The organism is Listeria booriae, assembly GCF_000766865.1.
Classification (GTDB): domain Bacteria; phylum Bacillota; class Bacilli; order Lactobacillales; family Listeriaceae; genus Listeria_A; species Listeria_A booriae.
The window spans coordinates 251509-267670 of the sequence record NZ_JNFA01000024.1 but is presented as its reverse complement, the minus strand read 5'-3'; the positions used below and the strand labels follow the sequence as shown (position 1 = coordinate 267670).

Below are 16162 nucleotides of genomic sequence, written 5' to 3'. Positions count from 1 at the left end.
CAAAAAAGGCACGAGCTAGCGATTTCCTAACTCGTGCCTGATATGAAGATAAGCTTTCTAAGCAGTGGTTTTATTTGTTTCGATATGAATCGTTTCGGTAGTTGCGGTTTTCACAACTTGGTTCTCTGCTGGCCTATCATCACTTGCCTTGAAAAGTCCCATTACAGAATGGCCTGTACCAACGAAATATCCGAAAAAAATGGCGAGTGCGATTAGTAATGTCATCATGATCTTGTCAAACCAACTTAATCTGTATTTATTAGCATTTGGATTTGGGTAATTGACTTTTTGAGGTTGCTTTTGTGTTGTTTTGTAGTCATCTTGGTATTCTTTTTTATATGACTTAGGTTGTCCATTAAACCAACGTACGAATTCATCATATTTATCAGCAACTTCTTGCGCGTCACCTATTTCACGAACTTGCCCGTAGTGCATCCAGATGATGCGATCGCATAATCCCTTCATTTGACCTAATGAATGGCTGACAAATACGATTGTGCGTCCAGCTTCTTTAAATTCTGTAATTTTGTCTACGCATTTTTTATAGAAAGTAGAGTCCCCAACGGATAAGGCTTCATCGATAACTAGTATATCAGGATCCGTGTGCACGGAAATCGCGAAACCTAAACGAGAACGCATACCACTAGAGTAATTTTGTATCGGTTGGTTCATGAAATCACCAATATCAGCAAAATCGATAATGCTAGGCATGAGGGCATTGATTTCCGATGTTTTTAAGCCGTGCATAAGTAGTTTCAGACGGACATTTTCGTAACCAGTTAGTGGACCTTTTAGACCAACCGCAATCGCGATTAAAGATGTCTCACCGTTTATGACTACTTCACCTTGGGTTGGCGGGATGACGCCAGACATAATATTGGAAATGGTTGATTTCCCGGAGCCATTGATTCCAATTAGCCCTACTGTTTCGCCGTCATAAATATTGAAATTAACGTCGCGCAGTGCCCAGAATGATTGGTTCTGTTTGCTTTTCGGTAAGAATAGACTTTTGATTTTGTCGGATTTATTTTGATAGAGGTCATATTCTTTGGACACATGTTTGAATGCTACTTTGATATTTTTTGCCATTTGTCCTTACCTCCTATAAATAATCCACGAAGCGTTCGCGGAATTTCATGTGTAATACTGATCCTACGTATAGACAGACAAGCGTGATAAGCCAGAAGTAGATTGTGTAAGATGGTTCTTGCCAAAAGCCTTTATTTCCGACAAAACTTTCCCGGAAACCTTTCAAAATATAGACAATTGGATTTAGTTTTAAAAGATCAACAACCCATGCAGGAAGCTTCGTGTCTAGGTTCCAAACAACACCTGAAACATAGAATAGGACACGCATCACGGACTGTAACATCACATAATAATCGCGTACGAGCACACTAATTGTCGCATTTAACAACGTAACGCTGAAAAGGAATGCAATCATCGCAACAAAATAATAGAAAAATTGAATCCAATACATGGAAACTGGAGCGCCCTTTACAAAAAGTAGTGCAAAAAAGATAACCATCATTGTAATGTAACTTGTTAAGTTCGACACAATGGTTATACTTGGCATAACGCTCATTGGAAACTTCATTTTAGAAACCATGTGTATTTTATTAAAAATGCTATTTGCTCCTTGCAGGATAACTGCGCTAATAAAAAACCAGGGAATGATACCTGCTAACATCCATTCGATGTAGCTTGCGCCGGCAATTCCTGATTGACCGCTCATCGCGAATCCAAATACAAAGTAGTAAATCGCAACTTGAATTAGTGGGTTTAATATTTGCCACGCAAGGCCTAGGTAATGACTTTGGTAGGTGGCTTTATCTTCATAACGCGCAATTCGAAAAATCATTGGCGCGTACTTAAATTGTTCTTTTAGGACTTCTAATACTTGTTTCACAAAAACACTTCTTTCCGGAATAATAATGCGGTTTACTGTGTCAGCAACCGAAAATCTCTTGCTCCATGTCGTATAGGCTCCACCCCTTGTGTCTAGAAAAAGATACATAATGATGTCGTTTACGCGTGTCTTAGTTGCTCTTCTTGTTGTTATTTGTCGATTCTTCCGTAAATGTAAGCCGTTTCTTCGTATTTGTGGTGAGACAATAAAACCCCACCTTATGTTAAATTACCGCAAAAACGGGCGTTTGTAAAGTAAGAGCCTTACTTTTTTCAAAATTATTCTGGATACACGGCTTCAAAAATGGCTTCTTGTCCTTCGATAAGTCGTGGTCCTGGTCGGCTCACGATGGATGGATCGATTTCGTAGATGCGATTATTTTTGACTGCGGGGATGTTTTTCCATGCGGAGCGTTTGGCGATGGCTTCTTTGGCATTTGGGTAGATGGTGATGATGACGTCTGGGGCTGCTTTGATGACTTGTTCTTCGTTGTATTGTGGGTAGCCTTCTTCGGAGACGATATTGGTTGCTTGGATATTGGTTAACATTTCGTTGATAAAAGTGCCTTTGCCTGCGGTGTATAAATCTGGACTGATTTCTAGCCATACTTTAGCTTTTGTTTTTACGCGTTTTTTGGCTTCTTCGCGGATTTGTTTGTCTGTTGCTTCCATCGAGGACACGAGTTTGTTCGCTTCTGTGGTCGTGCCTGTTAGGTCACCGATTTGAGTGAACGTTTTGTAGGCGGTATCGAAATCTTGGGCGTCTTCTACGATGAATAATGGGATATTGGCTTTTTTGATTTGGTCGTAGGAATCTTTGCTGTACATCATCGTGGATGCGTGGCCTAAGACAAGATCGGGTTTCATGCCGATTATTTTTTCAACGTTGATTTCGGTTGTTGCAACGACTGGGACTTTTTTGACGGCTGCTGGGTAGTCATCGCTTGATGTGACACCAATCACATTTTTGCCTACGCCTAGGCGGTATAGTGTTTCGGTATTGCTTGGCATAAGTGAGACGATTTTTTTCGGTTTGCTGTCTAGTTCTACTTTAGAACCGGTCGCATCTGTTGCTATGTATTCTGGTTTTTGTGCTTGTTTTTCGGCGGTGTTTTGGGCGCTACATCCTGTTAGAACAAGGATGATGGCTAGACTTAGAAGTGCGAGGCTTTTTTTGATTAACATGTGTTATACTCTCCCTTTCATTAACATAGAAAGAGCCAGGCAAATGGATACGCCCGACTCTTCTGTTTTATTATGTGTTATACGCGACCAACTTCCATGAGTAGGTCTGCTGATTCGATGGTGTCGCCGTCTGTTACGAAAATGGCATTGACCTTGCCGTCGAATGGGGCTTGGATGGTTGTTTCCATCTTCATTGCTTCTGTAATCAGCAATGGATCGCCTTTTTTCACTAGCTGGCCTTTTTCTGCGACAATCTTGATAACGGAACCGGTCATTGTTGCGCCAACGTGTTCTGGGTTGGTTGTGTCAATCTTATGACGCGTTACAACGGTAGATTGAACGTTGAAGTCTTGGATCGAAATTTCACGCGGTTGGCCATTTAGTTCGAAATAGATAACGCGTGTTCCGTCGGCAATTGGCTCTCCGATAGAGTTTAACTTGATAATCAGTGTTTTTCCTTTTTCAAGTTCTACTTCTACGGTTTCGCCTAAGCGCATGCCTTTGAAGAATGTTGGTGTATCAAGTACTGTGACATCGCCATATTTGTCGATCATCGTTAAGTAATCTAGGAATACTTTTGGATAAAGGATGTAAGACATGACGTCGTGGTCTGTAGGCTCGGCTTTTGGCATTTTTTCTGCTAGCTCGGCACGAACTGCTTCAAAATCAACGGGCTCCATTAGGGCTCCTGGACGCTCTGTTAGCGGCTTGCGACCTTTAAGAACTAGTTGTTGTAGTTTCTCAGGGAAACCTTGGTACGGTTGGCCGATTTCGCCCATGAAGAACTCGATGATGGAGTCAGGGAAATCGATGCTTTCGCCTTTGTCGTAGATGTCTTGTTCGCTCAGGTCGTTTTGGACCATGAATAGCGCCATGTCGCCTACAACTTTAGATGATGGTGTTACTTTTACGATATCGCCGAACATGTCATTAACGACCGCGTATGTTTCTTTTACTTCGTCCCAACGATCGCCAAGTCCGACTGCTTTTGCTTGTTGTTGTAGGTTCGTGTATTGACCGCCTGGCATTTCGTGAATGTAAACTTCGGTTTGTGGTGAATTTAGCGCGTTATCGAAGTCTTTGTAGTATTTACGAACGTCTTCCCAATAATGGTTAATCATTTGCGAGTTATGCGCATTAAGAATCGCTTGACGTTTTCCGTTTTCGAGACCGTAGTAAAGGCCTGTCATACTTGGTTGTGATGTGGCGCCACTCATTGCGCTTGAGGCTACATCGACAATATCAACGCCCGCACTTACTGCTGCTGCATACGTGTAAATACCGTTACCACTTGTATCGTGTGTGTGCAAGTGAATCGGCACATCAACTGTATCTTTTAGTTCGCTAACAAGACGATAAGCCGCTTGTGGTTTCAAAAGTCCAGCCATATCTTTAATCGCCAGAATATCGGTACCTTGTGCGACAAGTTCTTTCGCCATGTCTTTGTAGTAATCTACATTGTATTTCGTACGTGTCTGATCTTCAATGTCGCCTGTGTAACAAATCGCTGCTTCCACGACTTTACCTGCGTCGCGAACAGCTTCGATAGACACTTCCATACCTTTCAACCAGTTCAAACTATCAAAAATACGGAAAACATCGACGCCGCTTTGTGCGGATTGTTTCACGAATTCGCGAATCACATTGTCCGGATAGTTCTTGTAACCAACGGCATTGGCTCCGCGTAATAGCATTTGGAACATAACGTTTGGAATTTGTTTGCGCAATGTTTCTAAACGTACCCACGGGTCTTCATTTAGGAAACGATACGCTGTGTCAAATGTTGCCCCGCCCCACATTTCAAAGGAGAACATGTTTGGCAATAAGTGCGCCATTGGGTCGGCAATTTGGAAAATATCTTTTGAGCGAACGCGTGTTGCAAGTAAAGATTGGTGCGCGTCACGCAATGTCGTATCGGTTAGTAATACTTCTTTTTGTGATTTTACCCATTCGACTACGCCAGCAGGACCTTTTGCATCCAAAATTTGTTTCGTTCCTGGTTCGATTTTTGCGTCGAAAGGAATTTTTGGAATGCGGAGATCGTCGTATACTAACTTCTCGCGTTGTTTGATGCCTGGGAAACCGTTGACTGTTACGTTACTGATGTAGCGCAATGTCTTCGTACCGCGGTCACGCACTTTCGGGAAGTCAAATAGTTCTGGTGTGGAGTCGATGAAGGATGTGTTGTAGTTCCCGCTAATGAAATCGGGATGTTGTACAACGTTTAATAAGAACGGAATATTGGTTTTAACGCCACGGATACGGAACTCGATTAAGTTACGAATCATTTTGCGGGATGCTTGTTCAAAAGTCATGCCCCACGTACATAGTTTTACAAGTAAAGAATCGTAAAATGGTGTTACGACTGTTCCTTGGAAACCATTACCTGCATCAAGACGAACTCCGAAACCACCTGTTGAGCGGTATGTATTGATACGCCCAGTGTCTGGCATGAAGTTGTTCAACGGGTCTTCGGTTGTAATCCGGCATTGAATCGCCGAACCGTTAATACGAATGTCTTCTTGTTGCGGAATACCAACGATTTGATCATGCATCGATGAACCATCGGCAATAAATAATTGCGACTGCACGATGTCGATTCCTGTAATCATTTCTGTAATCGTGTGCTCTACTTGAACACGCGGATTTACTTCAATAAAGTAAAATTCTTCGCCAGCGACTAAAAATTCAACCGTTCCTGCGTTCAAATAATCCACGTTTTTCATTAGTTTAACGGCAGCATCACAAATGCGTTCACGTAAATCAGATGTGATAGCATTACATGGTGCCACTTCCACTACTTTTTGGTGCCGACGTTGTACAGAACAGTCACGTTCAAATAAATGGACGATGTTGCCATGTGAGTCACCGAGTATTTGTACTTCGATATGTTTTGGATTTACTACGCATTTCTCAACGTATACTTCATCGTTACCAAATGCAGCTTTTGCTTCTGATCCTGCGCGGTCAAATGCTTCTTTTACATCGGCTGGGCCTTGAACGACACGCATACCACGTCCGCCTCCGCCAAGTGATGCTTTTACCATCAATGGATAGCCATGTTTTTCTCCAAAAGCAGCTACTTCCTCAGCGCTTGCCACAGGTCCGTTACTACCTGGAATAACTGGAATATCGGCTAATAAAGCTTGTTCTTTCGCTTTAATTTTGTCACCGAACATGTCTAGGTGTTTCGATTTAGGTCCTACAAAAATGATGCCTTCTTTTTCACAACGCTTGGCGAAGTCGATATTTTCCGACAAAAAGCCATAACCAGGGTGAATTGCGTCAACATTTGCTATTTTAGCAACTTCGATAATATTATCGATATCAAGATAAGCATCGATCGGTTTCTTCCCTTCCCCTACCAGGTAAGCCTCATCCGCCTTATAACGGTGAAAAGCCGCCGTATCCTCTTGCGAATAGATCGCCACTGTCTTAATGTTTAGTTCCGTACATGCACGCAATACGCGAATTGCGATTTCGCCACGATTGGCAACTAAAACCTTTTTAATGTTGTTCATTTTTTTTCCTCCTAACCTACACTACCTAAAATTTTTTCTCCAGCTCTTAGTAACAAACGCTGTCTTAGGCATAAAATAACCAAGATCAGGCTTGTCATCCACTGGACTTTTCTATCTACATAGCTGCTAACATATTACCGTCATGGAGAAATTCGGTATATCAATCAATTATAGTATTAAAGTGCCCCGAATGTAAATTCTTTTCACCCATTTTCATAAAAAATATTGTATGCGACTCTGATAATTCAGCTTACAAAGCCCATTATGAACGAAAAACAAGTCTGGGGCATAACCCAAATAAATCGGCGACAAGCGCTCGCATTCAGAGGATTCGGCGGACTTCCGGTTCTCACATACACCAGTATGCTCCGCTTCCGGCTTCCGCCAAATCCTCTGAATACAAACGCTTTCGCTCGATTTGTGTAAAGCAAAATTTTTCTTCCTACCCAAAGTATATGGCTCGGCCGCTTTGCTTTATATTGAGTTTTGTCCCAACCTTTCTATCTTCGTGTTCCAGTTTGTACCGTTTTTCCCGGTTTCTCTAATTGCTTATCTGTTCCGTAATTCTTCTGGAACTTATTGATCATCGAAACGTTCAGCACAATGCCAACTAAAATCGACATGGACATTAAGGAGGAACCGCCGAAACTTGTAAATGGTAATGTTACACCGGTGAGTGGTATCATCCCAGTGGCCCCGCCAAGGTTAATGAATGCCTGAATACCGATTAAGGTCGCGGTTCCGTAACAAAGCAGAGATCCGAACGCTTCATTGGAACGCATGCCGTTAACAATCGAACGCAACACGATAAAGAAAATACCACCAACCGTGATTAAAATCCCGAAAAAGCCTAGTTCTTCCGCAATAATCGCGCTGATAAAATCGGTATAGGCTTCTGGTAGGTAACCTAATTTTTGTACACTTTCACCTAAGCCTTGGCCGAAAAAGCCGCCGGAACCAATCGCGTAGAACGAGTTGACCAACTGATAACCGCTAGCTCCGTGATCGGTAAATGGATTTTGGAAACTTGTAATCCGTCCGATACGCTTTGTTGTGATCAGTTTGGAGCGAATGTCTTCTGGTAACAAAAACACGATAATACATAAAACTGCTAAAATGGCTAAGCCTAATCCGACAAGTTTTAAAATGGTTTTGAGGCGCATTCCAGATGCCATGATAATGCCGCAGCCTGTCATGAAAACAATAGCTGCTGTCCCGATGTCTGGTTGTAATAAAATCAGGAAACAAATGACAACAAGGAATAGTACGGGTGGCAAAACGCCGCGGTTAAAATCATCAATATAGCGCTGCTTCTTGGAATAAACGGCTGCCATGTAGACAATCATCGATACTTTAATAAATTCTGATGGCTGGATCCGAATGGGACCTAACACGAGCCAACTCTGTGCGTTATTGGCCGAATCACCGAACGCTAAAACGAGTAATAGCAAGGTCACTGAGCCAAACATAATCAGCATCAACATTTTATTATTTTGCAAAATTTTGTACGGGAACACAGCAAAGAAAATCAGCAGCACAAGCGAAATAATCCAATTCTTCAACTGGCTATTATAAAACGTGGCTGGGTCCCATCCTTTGTTAATGGCAACAAACATGCTGGAGCTGTAAACCATAATTAGTCCGAAGATACACACGATAAGGTATACAGCTAGTAGTGAGTAATCATAGGACTTGAGCATTTTCTTAAACATAGACATCTTCCAATCATTTCGAGCCTGTCTTTCGAGGTCCCTACTTTTAGTATATCTTTTCATTATATCGGAAATAGCTCTGAAAAGAAATAATAATTGCGCCGCATTGGAAAAAATGATTGAAAAGTCATCCGTTGTGTGTTATTTCTTACGTCGTTCGTTGATGGCGCGAATCGCAGAAAGATCTACTTTGTCTTTTCGATCAATGGTTAATAAGCCATTAATTTCTTGCTGCACATCACTGACTTGAGTGTAGCAAAAACCGGAAATATAATCGAGCGCTTGAATCGCACCTGTAATCTTGTCAAACCGTTCGATAAAGCTCGCCTCGTCTTTGACTTGATTGCCGTAACCCCAGCCTGATTCGGATTGGAAAGCGATACCGCCAAATTCGGAAATAATCACTGGTTGTCCTTTATCGACGTAGTTTTTCGCGAATGGATGGCGAAAACGGTTGTGTTGGAACGCGTTGGAGAGTAATTTTTCGCGATCGGTGTAGCGTTTGGTGAAAAGTTCGCCGATTTCTTCGTAATCGTGTAATGTGATAATGTCGGAAATCGTGTGGTCCCAGCCGTCGTTTGTGATAACCGGTCGCATGCCGTCAAATGCTTTTGTGAGATAGTAGATGCCTTCTGTGAATTGTTGTTGTTTCTTGTTGACGTGAATGTCAGAAACGCCCCATGATTCATTGAATGGCACCCATGTGATGATGGACGGATGGTTGTAATTTTGTTTCACGATTTCGAGCCATTCGGAAGTGAAATTCGCCACGGCTTTGTCGCTGAAACTGTATGTGGAGCCGACTTCTGACCAGACAAGGACGCCTTTTTTGTCGCAGAGGTATAGGAATCGGTTATCTTCGACTTTCTGATGTTTACGCACGCCGTTGTAGCCCATTTCGAGAATTTTGTCGATGTCCAGTTCGAGCGCGCTGACGGATGGCGGTGTTAAATCGCTGTCTTGCCAATAACCTTGGTCGAGAATGAGGCGCTGATACAATTCTTCGTTATTTAGCAAAATTTTATCGCCTTCAATCGCAATCTTGCGCATGCCGAAATAAGAGGTGACGTGATCGATTTCGGTGTTTTCTTCTATTAGTGAAAAATGAATATCGTATAAATTCGGCGTTTCGGTATTCCAAAGTTTCATACTCCACGGATCGCCCTTCGCAAGGACAGATGCTTGCATGGTTGCAACACCGTCTTTTACAAACGCGCTTACTTTTTCAATAAGTTCGCCGTCGAATGTGATTGTTGCTTCCGCGATTAAACCGTCATGCCATGCGTTCGTTTCTAGCTCTAGATCGATTTTGCGATTATCTACATCTGGCGTCATTTTCACGTAGTCGATATGAATCGGTGACACGTATTCTAGCCAAACCGATTTCCAAATACCCGTCGTTTGCACGTACCAACAGCCGAAATTGTCCTTAATCCAGCGCTGTTTACCGCGAGGTTGCGCCGTGTCCATGCTGTCTTGTACGCGAACCGTGATGCGATTTTTGCCGTCGACCATGTAATCCGCGATGTTAAAAGAAAACGCCGTATAGCAACCGTGATGCTCGCCAACAACCTTACCATTCACCCAAACGGTCGTTGCATAATCCGCACCTTCGAAGTGTAGCAACACATTTTTATCCGTCGTAAGCGTCACTTCTTTCTCATACCAAACCGTCGCGTGATGCGATTCATCATGAATTCCGCTCGCTTTTGTTTCATAGGTGAACGGCACTTGAATCGGCGTCTGCTCTGGCAAACCATCATACCACTGCTCCGTCACGCCAACCTGCGAATCATCAAACGCAAATCCCCACACACCGTCCAAACTCTCCCAATTATCCCGCACAAACTGCGGCCTTGGATGTAAAACTGTCATCCTAATTCCTCCCCAATCGTCACATTTTGTCGTGCTCTCATACCTTTATTTTTAGCCAAGCCAATAATCCCCGCGCTCATAAACAAGAAAATGTTTGGAATATCCATAATGAAGTAAGAGAAAATCCCACAAACGAGCAGCCAAACTGGCAATTTCCAACCGACCGCGCCGTCTTTCCAATGTTTCCGCGCCAAATAAATATTCAATAATCCGAGTAAAATCAACAATACCCCGAAGATTACGACAAAGTTAAAAATACTACCAAACAACGCCTTCATCGCCCGCATTTGCGCAACAGAAAGCCCCGCTACATCCAAGCCTTGCTTTTTAATAAATACGCCGTACACGAAGATTGTCAGCAAGCCGTCCAACAACTGCCAAGCCGCTGCGATATATATAAAGACTCGTTCTAATCGTCTGCTCATGCCAACTCCCCCTTATCCTTTTACGCCTGATGACAATGCCATAGACTGCAAGAAATATTTTTGCGCGAATAAATACAAGATAAACGTCGGTACAATCGCGACAAGTGCCCCTGCCATCAAATGCGCTGGTTGTGCTTGGTACATCCCTTGCAACAACTGCAATCCTGGCGTAATCGGCATCATTTCAATATCATTAAACACAATCGACGGCCAGAGGAAATCATTCCAAGCAGCTGTAAACGTAAACAACGCCACAACCATCAACACCGGCCGCAAAAGTGGCAAAATAACCTTGTAGAAAATCTTGAAATCGCCAGCACCATCAATGCGCGCCGCCTCATCAAATTCAATCGGAATGTTCACCATAAACTGTCTCACTAGGAAAATATTAAAGACAGCTGCAGCCCCCGGCACAATCGCCGCTAAATAATTATTCACCCATCCGAACGTGTCGATAATTTTGTAAAGTGGGATCAAATTCACGACACTCGGAAACATCATCGTAGCCATCAAAAACACAAACATGGCATTGCGTCCGCGGAACTTCAAACGACTATAAGCAAATGCCGCTAAAGATACCACAACGAGCACTAACACCGTTTGCGAAACCGCAATAATCATCGAGTTCATAAACCAACGTAAAAGCGGTGTCGCCGCATTATCAAACAACAATTCCGTATAGTTCGTCGTCACCCATTGCACCGGCAAGAACTTAAAGCCCACCGTTGCCACTTCCGCCTCCGATTTAAACGACGTCACAATCCCCCAAGCAAGCGGAACAACCCAGATGATCGCCATCACAAGCAAGAATACAAAAGCAATTAATTTTGGAATAAAGCGCGAATCTTTTTTCATCAGATTTTCATTCCCCTCACTCTAGTTTTTATTCCGTAAAAAGAAAAATTGGACAGCAGAAACAGCCATGATGCACAGTCCGAGAATAACAGCCATCGCAGACGCAATCCCCGCAATAGACTGGCCTGTACCGAACGCATTTTGCTGAATATACATCAAAAGTACCGACGTCGAACCAGATGGCCCACCTTTTGTCAGCATCAACGGTTGCCCGTAAACGTTAAACTGCGCAATCGTTGTCATTACGACCGTGTAAAGTAACTGCGCGCGAATACTTGGCAACGTAATCCGGAAGAATTTTTGCATCGAAGTAGCCCCGTCAATGTCCGCCGCTTCATAGAAATCTTTCGAAATCCCATTTAGCGCTGCTTGGTAAATAATCATGTTCCCACCAATACACCACCAAACCGTTACAATCACAAGCGTCAGCCAGGCATAAGGCTGCGTTCCAACCCAGTTAACCGTCGTTCCAAGAAACTGGTTAATCGGTCCGAAACTCACATTAAACATCAAGCCCCAAATAATAATAACCGCTGAAATCGCAAATAACGAAGGCAAATAAAACAACGATTGGAACAACTTATTTAACTTCGGTTTCGCGTTCAATGCACTCGCAAGCAACAACGGCACAATAATACAAAATGGCACAGTCAACACAACAAAAATGAAGGTATTGCGCAACCCATTATGTAACTGCTCATAAAACGTTGAATCCTTTTGAAACAAAATCTCGCGATAATTATCAAACCCGACAAAATCAGGCGTCCCAACTAAATCCCAATCCGTAAACGAAATATAAATACCATACACGACCGGAACCAAAAAGAAAATCAAGAAAATAATCAAATGCGGACCCGCAAATAACCACGGCGTAAAGCGCCAGTTCCTTTTTTTATACGTGATTGTTTTAGCATTTGCTTCCATTAACCAAACCCCCACTCTAGATTCTTAATGAAGGGGCCAGGCATCATCACATCCTTAGCCCCTCATTCCTTATTTATTCGATTTATCTTTGGCGATCTTATCTTCGACTGCTTTTTGCATATCTGCGAGACCTTTATCTACTGGTGTTTTGCCGAAAATAATATCATTTCCGTTCGCGTCCAGTTGTTCTGATACGTAACCATTGTATTTATAATCGAAAATTTTCAATGATTTTTGTTCTGCTGGATCAAGTAACAAGAAGGATTGTGGCATTTCTTTATAAGTTGGGTCTTCCACAATTTTAAGCGATGCTGGGTTTTGACCTGATTTTGCCCATTCTAGTGAGTTGTCTTGTACCCAGTCGATGAATTTCAATACGCCAGCTGTTTTTTCTTTGGAGCGGCCTTCACTGTTAAACATCGTGAATTGATGTGAGCTGGACCAGTTCACCATTTTATTTTTATCTTCGCTCAGTTGTGGCGCGTTTGTGATACCCCAGTCGAACTTGGCATCTTTCGCCGTATTTTGCATCCAAATACCTTCCGGTGCGAAAATGACTTTGCCAGCGATGAATTTTTGGAAGTAATCTTCGCCGTCTTTTGTTGTAATTCCGTCTTTGTACATGTCTTTCCATAAGTTGAACGTGTCTTTAGCTTGTTGGTTATCAAGCGTTGGATCAATACCGTTTTCCGTTAATTTACCGCCGTTTTGTGCGTAAAGTGATAGGAACGTTGGTTTTACCCAGCTCACTGTTACGGCATCGATTTTATCTTTTTTAGCCAATTTTCCAGCAGCTTGAATTTCGTCGAACGTCACAACACCGTCGTCAAGCGCTGTCGGAGCATATTTTTTCACTAAATCTTTGTTGTAGTACATAATAAAGGAGTGAATATCTAGCGGAACACTGTAGCGTTTATTCTCAATTTGGCCGATATTCCAAGCTTCTGGTACGTAGTTCTCTGCTTTAATGTCTGGAAAATCTGCTAAGTAATCATCGTATGACATCAACATATCGTTATCCACATATTGTTTAATGCGCTCGGCGTGAACAATCGTCAAATCTGGAATGTTTTTGCCGGAGTTAACAACCGTTGGAATCTTCGTGTACATATCCCCTTCTTTTAATGACATGTTTTTCACCTTGAATTCAGGATTGGTTTTGTTATACGCATCCACCATTTTTTGCATATTCGCGCCATCAGGACCCGTAAATGGATTCCAGAATATAATTTCCTTACTTTTCGCCGTATCTTTCGCGTCAGTCGAACCTCCACATGCTGCCAACCCAACAACTAGCATTAACATACAAATTAGCCCTACTACCTTTTTCATCTCAATTCCTCCCACTTTCATTGTTCTAAAGCAAACGACTTTTCACAAACTTCTTGGTGACATTTTTTCGCGTATTTCCACATCAGCTGCAGTCCGATGTAAACGCCTACATAAAACATTTCAAAAAAAGAAGAGACTTAGTTAACCGTTAAGTAAATTAATAACTAAACTTCTTTTATATTTTTACTATAATTCACTAAAATTTTATTGTCAACTCTTTTAGTTCTTTTAGTACCAATTTTATGTTATGATGAACTAATAGGTTTACTAAATTGTTTTCTAGAACTAATTTCAGCTATTTCCATCTATAAAAGCATTAACTAAAGGAGGATTTTTTTAACATGCAGTTAGATATTTCGAAAGATTCCATTCATGTTTATGAAGCCTTAGCTAGCGAGACGAGAATCCAAATTTTGAATCTACTTTCACAAAGTTCCATGAATATTAAAGAACTTGCACATGCTTTACATATGAGTAGCGCGATTATTACGAGGCACATTAATCAACTAGAGAAAGCCCAACTAATCCGCACAGAAAAAATGCCTGGAAAATCTGGTATCCAGAAGGTTTCCAAGCTTGTAGTTGATAAAATCGAAATTAATTTCCCGACAACGATCTACCCGAATTTCAAAATGCGTTCGATTGAACTTCCTGTTGGGCATTATACGGACTATGATGTGACGCCGACATGCGGGCTTGCGTCGAGCAAAGCGTTTATTGGCCATGTCGATGAACCGAAATATTTCATGGATTCCAGCCGGATGGACGCGCAAATTATTTGGTTTACGCAAGGTTATTTGGAATACAAAGTCCCGAATCCATTGCAAGCCAATGAGCGTATCGAATTACTAGAAATCAGTTTTGAGATTGCATCAGAATTCCCGTATTCGAACAATGTTTGGCCGTCGGATATTTCCTTTTATATTAACGGGCATAGATTGGGCACATGGACGTGTCCTGGCAATTTTTCCGATATTCGCGGTAAATACACGCCAAGCTGGTGGGAAGACTCTAACAGCCAGTACGGGCTATTTAAAACGATTCGCATTTCGAAACACGGTACGCATTTTGACGGTGATATCCTGTCCGAGCTGACATTAGATGACCTAGAACTAACTAGCGACCTCGTGAGCTTTCGCATCGCCGTTGAAAAAGACGCGAAAAACATTGGCGGAACAACGATTTTCGGAAAAGGATTTGGAAATCATCAGAAAGATATTGAGTTCGGATTTTATTATAGCGAGAAATCAAATTGATGTTTTGAGTTTGACCAAAGCACCCTCCAAAATGCTAGCACGCCAAAAGGGCTTCGAGTTTTTAAGCATCTCAAAGCCCTTTTTATGACATATGATCACGGTAAGGTAACTCCTCTATTTAAGGTTTTCACTCAATTCTAGCGTTCCAAATTAAACAAGAGTATGCTCTAATTCAAGCTTTCTAATATTCCCTACTTGGATAGCAAAATAGTGTATTAAAAACCTAATTTTTCGTTCAGAGTGTTATACTAACAACATATTTACTTTTACTCTGTATTCTTCATCTTTATCAATTTCAAAATTTTGATTACTTAGCAACTGATTCAAAGTATTAATATCCAACTCATAAGCCGATTGTTCCTCTTCATTTAAGTTCTCAAGTCTTGGTAGAATTTCTTGTTTCTCTAATAGATAGTTTGGCATGAATTTTTTGTTTAAACTCAAAATTGAAAGATTTATCATAACTGAGACATAAACCTTATTACTTTTTTTCATCATTAGTACAGAATCCTCAAAAGTTGCAGCTATTGCTTGATTGGGGGTAAACCCTTCATCTTCAATAAATCCTCTAAAGTTAACTCTTTTGCCTCTAAATAACTTATTTCACTCATTTTTTTCACCTATTTTGTAATCTTGTGGGCAACTTGACATCCTATCTTAACTATCAAGGCTCTATTTTTTCAATGCCAGTCAAATAAGAGAGTGCCATTTTGTTTTATTAATTATTCTCTGAATCTGTTATTTTCTTCATGTAATCATGGTAAGGGTCTTCTATGTTATCTCCAACCTCTTCAATGGTGTCCTCTATTTCTTCAAGTATTTCTGATGATATATTTGTAGTATCTTTAATAGAATCTTTCATTTTATTATAAGTCTTTTTCAATCCTAAATTTATTAATAGTGATGTAATTATATCTACATCATCATAATGTTCCGTGTTCCATAAGCTACACAAAACATTATCTAGTTCACTTCTCAAAGGTTCTTTTAAATTTTCGTAAGTATCTCCTTGCCTCATCATTAATTCATCTAAAATAGCAAAAAATTCTTTCTTAGTTAATTTTTCATTTTCAAAGTCCTTGATAGCTTGTTCAAATAATAAATATAATTTATCTACAGACAGCCATGGCATTTCAGAATAATCTTCTTTTTTCATCACTTTTTCCATT

General features: G+C 41.3%; 13 protein-coding genes. 1 reads left to right on the top strand and 12 read right to left on the bottom strand.

Annotation, left to right across the window (positions count from 1 at the left end; translation table 11 throughout):
- Positions 1-57: 57 nt before the first annotated feature.
- From EP57_RS10940 to EP57_RS10895, 10 genes are all read right to left on the bottom strand, one after another.
- Complete coding sequence (locus EP57_RS10940) at positions 58-1089, bottom strand: ABC transporter ATP-binding protein (RefSeq protein ID WP_052167644.1); 1032 nt, start codon at positions 1087-1089, stop codon at positions 58-60.
- Between the two features lie 13 nt (positions 1090-1102).
- Positions 1103-1909, bottom strand: coding sequence for an ABC transporter permease (locus tag EP57_RS10935; protein ID WP_036086779.1), 807 nt, complete (start codon positions 1907-1909; stop codon positions 1103-1105).
- Between the two features lie 278 nt (positions 1910-2187).
- On the bottom strand, positions 2188-3093 hold the full coding sequence (locus EP57_RS10930; protein ID WP_036086665.1) for an ABC transporter substrate-binding protein: 906 nt from the start codon (positions 3091-3093) through the stop codon (positions 2188-2190).
- Between the two features lie 77 nt (positions 3094-3170).
- Positions 3171-6614: a pyruvate carboxylase gene (gene pyc, locus EP57_RS10925; RefSeq protein ID WP_036086662.1), complete on the bottom strand. Its 3444-nt coding sequence runs from the start codon at positions 6612-6614 to the stop codon at positions 3171-3173.
- Positions 6615-7114: 500 nt separating this feature from the next.
- A complete protein-coding gene (locus tag EP57_RS10920) occupies positions 7115-8326 on the bottom strand; it encodes an FtsW/RodA/SpoVE family cell cycle protein (protein WP_149028041.1) in 1212 nt (403 codons plus the stop codon).
- A 141-nt stretch (positions 8327-8467) separates the two neighbouring features.
- The gene (locus tag EP57_RS10915; protein WP_036086658.1) at positions 8468-10201 is read right to left on the bottom strand and encodes a glycoside hydrolase family 2 protein; all 1734 of its coding nucleotides are present in this window, start codon (positions 10199-10201) and stop codon (positions 8468-8470) included.
- Complete coding sequence (locus tag EP57_RS10910; RefSeq protein ID WP_036086656.1) at positions 10198-10626, bottom strand: hypothetical protein; 429 nt, start codon at positions 10624-10626, stop codon at positions 10198-10200. Before EP57_RS10910 ends, EP57_RS10915 begins: the two co-directional genes overlap by 4 nt.
- A 12-nt stretch (positions 10627-10638) precedes the next feature.
- Positions 10639-11481 carry a carbohydrate ABC transporter permease gene (locus EP57_RS10905; protein WP_036086654.1) on the bottom strand — a complete coding sequence of 281 codons (843 nt, stop codon included), beginning with the start codon at positions 11479-11481 and terminating at the stop codon, positions 10639-10641.
- Between the two features lie 21 nt (positions 11482-11502).
- Positions 11503-12405, bottom strand: a complete 903-nt coding sequence (locus EP57_RS10900) for a carbohydrate ABC transporter permease (protein ID WP_052167643.1) — start codon at positions 12403-12405, stop codon at positions 11503-11505.
- A gap of 69 nt (positions 12406-12474) precedes the next feature.
- Positions 12475-13737 carry an extracellular solute-binding protein gene (locus tag EP57_RS10895; RefSeq protein ID WP_036086651.1) on the bottom strand — a complete coding sequence of 421 codons (1263 nt, stop codon included), beginning with the start codon at positions 13735-13737 and terminating at the stop codon, positions 12475-12477.
- Between the two features lie 341 nt (positions 13738-14078).
- Here EP57_RS10895 and EP57_RS10890 point away from each other — a divergent pair, with 341 nt between their 5' ends.
- Positions 14079-14993, top strand: a complete 915-nt coding sequence (locus EP57_RS10890; RefSeq protein ID WP_036086650.1) for an ArsR/SmtB family transcription factor — start codon at positions 14079-14081, stop codon at positions 14991-14993.
- A gap of 243 nt (positions 14994-15236) precedes the next feature.
- Here EP57_RS10890 and EP57_RS10885 read toward each other — a convergent pair whose 3' ends face one another.
- Both EP57_RS10885 and EP57_RS10880 read right to left on the bottom strand, forming a co-directional pair.
- Positions 15237-15491 (bottom strand): hypothetical protein, encoded by a 255-nt coding sequence (locus tag EP57_RS10885; protein ID WP_036086649.1) that lies wholly within the window; start codon positions 15489-15491, stop codon positions 15237-15239.
- Between the two features lie 220 nt (positions 15492-15711).
- Entirely contained in the window at positions 15712-16161 is a 450-nt protein-coding gene (locus EP57_RS10880) for a hypothetical protein (RefSeq protein ID WP_036086647.1), read from the bottom strand.
- Between the last annotated feature and the right edge of the window lies 1 nt (position 16162).

Bases quoted from the DNA above. Each gene is read 5' to 3' on its own strand.
- EP57_RS10890 (WP_036086650.1), top strand. From the start codon at position 14,079: ATGCAGTTAGATATTTCGAAAGATTCCATTCATGTTTATGAAGCCTTA.
- EP57_RS10895 (WP_036086651.1), bottom strand. From the start codon at position 13,737: ATGAAAAAGGTAGTAGGGCTAATTTGTATGTTAATGCTAGTTGTTGGG.
- EP57_RS10930 (WP_036086665.1), bottom strand. From the start codon at position 3,093: ATGTTAATCAAAAAAAGCCTCGCACTTCTAAGTCTAGCCATCATCCTT.
- EP57_RS10885 (WP_036086649.1), bottom strand. From the start codon at position 15,491: ATGATGAAAAAAAGTAATAAGGTTTATGTCTCAGTTATGATAAATCTT.
- EP57_RS10940 (WP_052167644.1), bottom strand. From the start codon at position 1,089: ATGGCAAAAAATATCAAAGTAGCATTCAAACATGTGTCCAAAGAATAT.
- EP57_RS10880 (WP_036086647.1), bottom strand. From the start codon at position 16,161: ATGGAAAAAGTGATGAAAAAAGAAGATTATTCTGAAATGCCATGGCTG.
- EP57_RS10915 (WP_036086658.1), bottom strand. From the start codon at position 10,201: ATGACAGTTTTACATCCAAGGCCGCAGTTTGTGCGGGATAATTGGGAG.
- pyc (WP_036086662.1), bottom strand. From the start codon at position 6,614: ATGAACAACATTAAAAAGGTTTTAGTTGCCAATCGTGGCGAAATCGCA.
- EP57_RS10900 (WP_052167643.1), bottom strand. From the start codon at position 12,405: ATGGAAGCAAATGCTAAAACAATCACGTATAAAAAAAGGAACTGGCGC.
- EP57_RS10920 (WP_149028041.1), bottom strand. From the start codon at position 8,326: ATGTTTAAGAAAATGCTCAAGTCCTATGATTACTCACTACTAGCTGTA.
- EP57_RS10905 (WP_036086654.1), bottom strand. From the start codon at position 11,481: ATGAAAAAAGATTCGCGCTTTATTCCAAAATTAATTGCTTTTGTATTC.
- EP57_RS10910 (WP_036086656.1), bottom strand. From the start codon at position 10,626: ATGAGCAGACGATTAGAACGAGTCTTTATATATATCGCAGCGGCTTGG.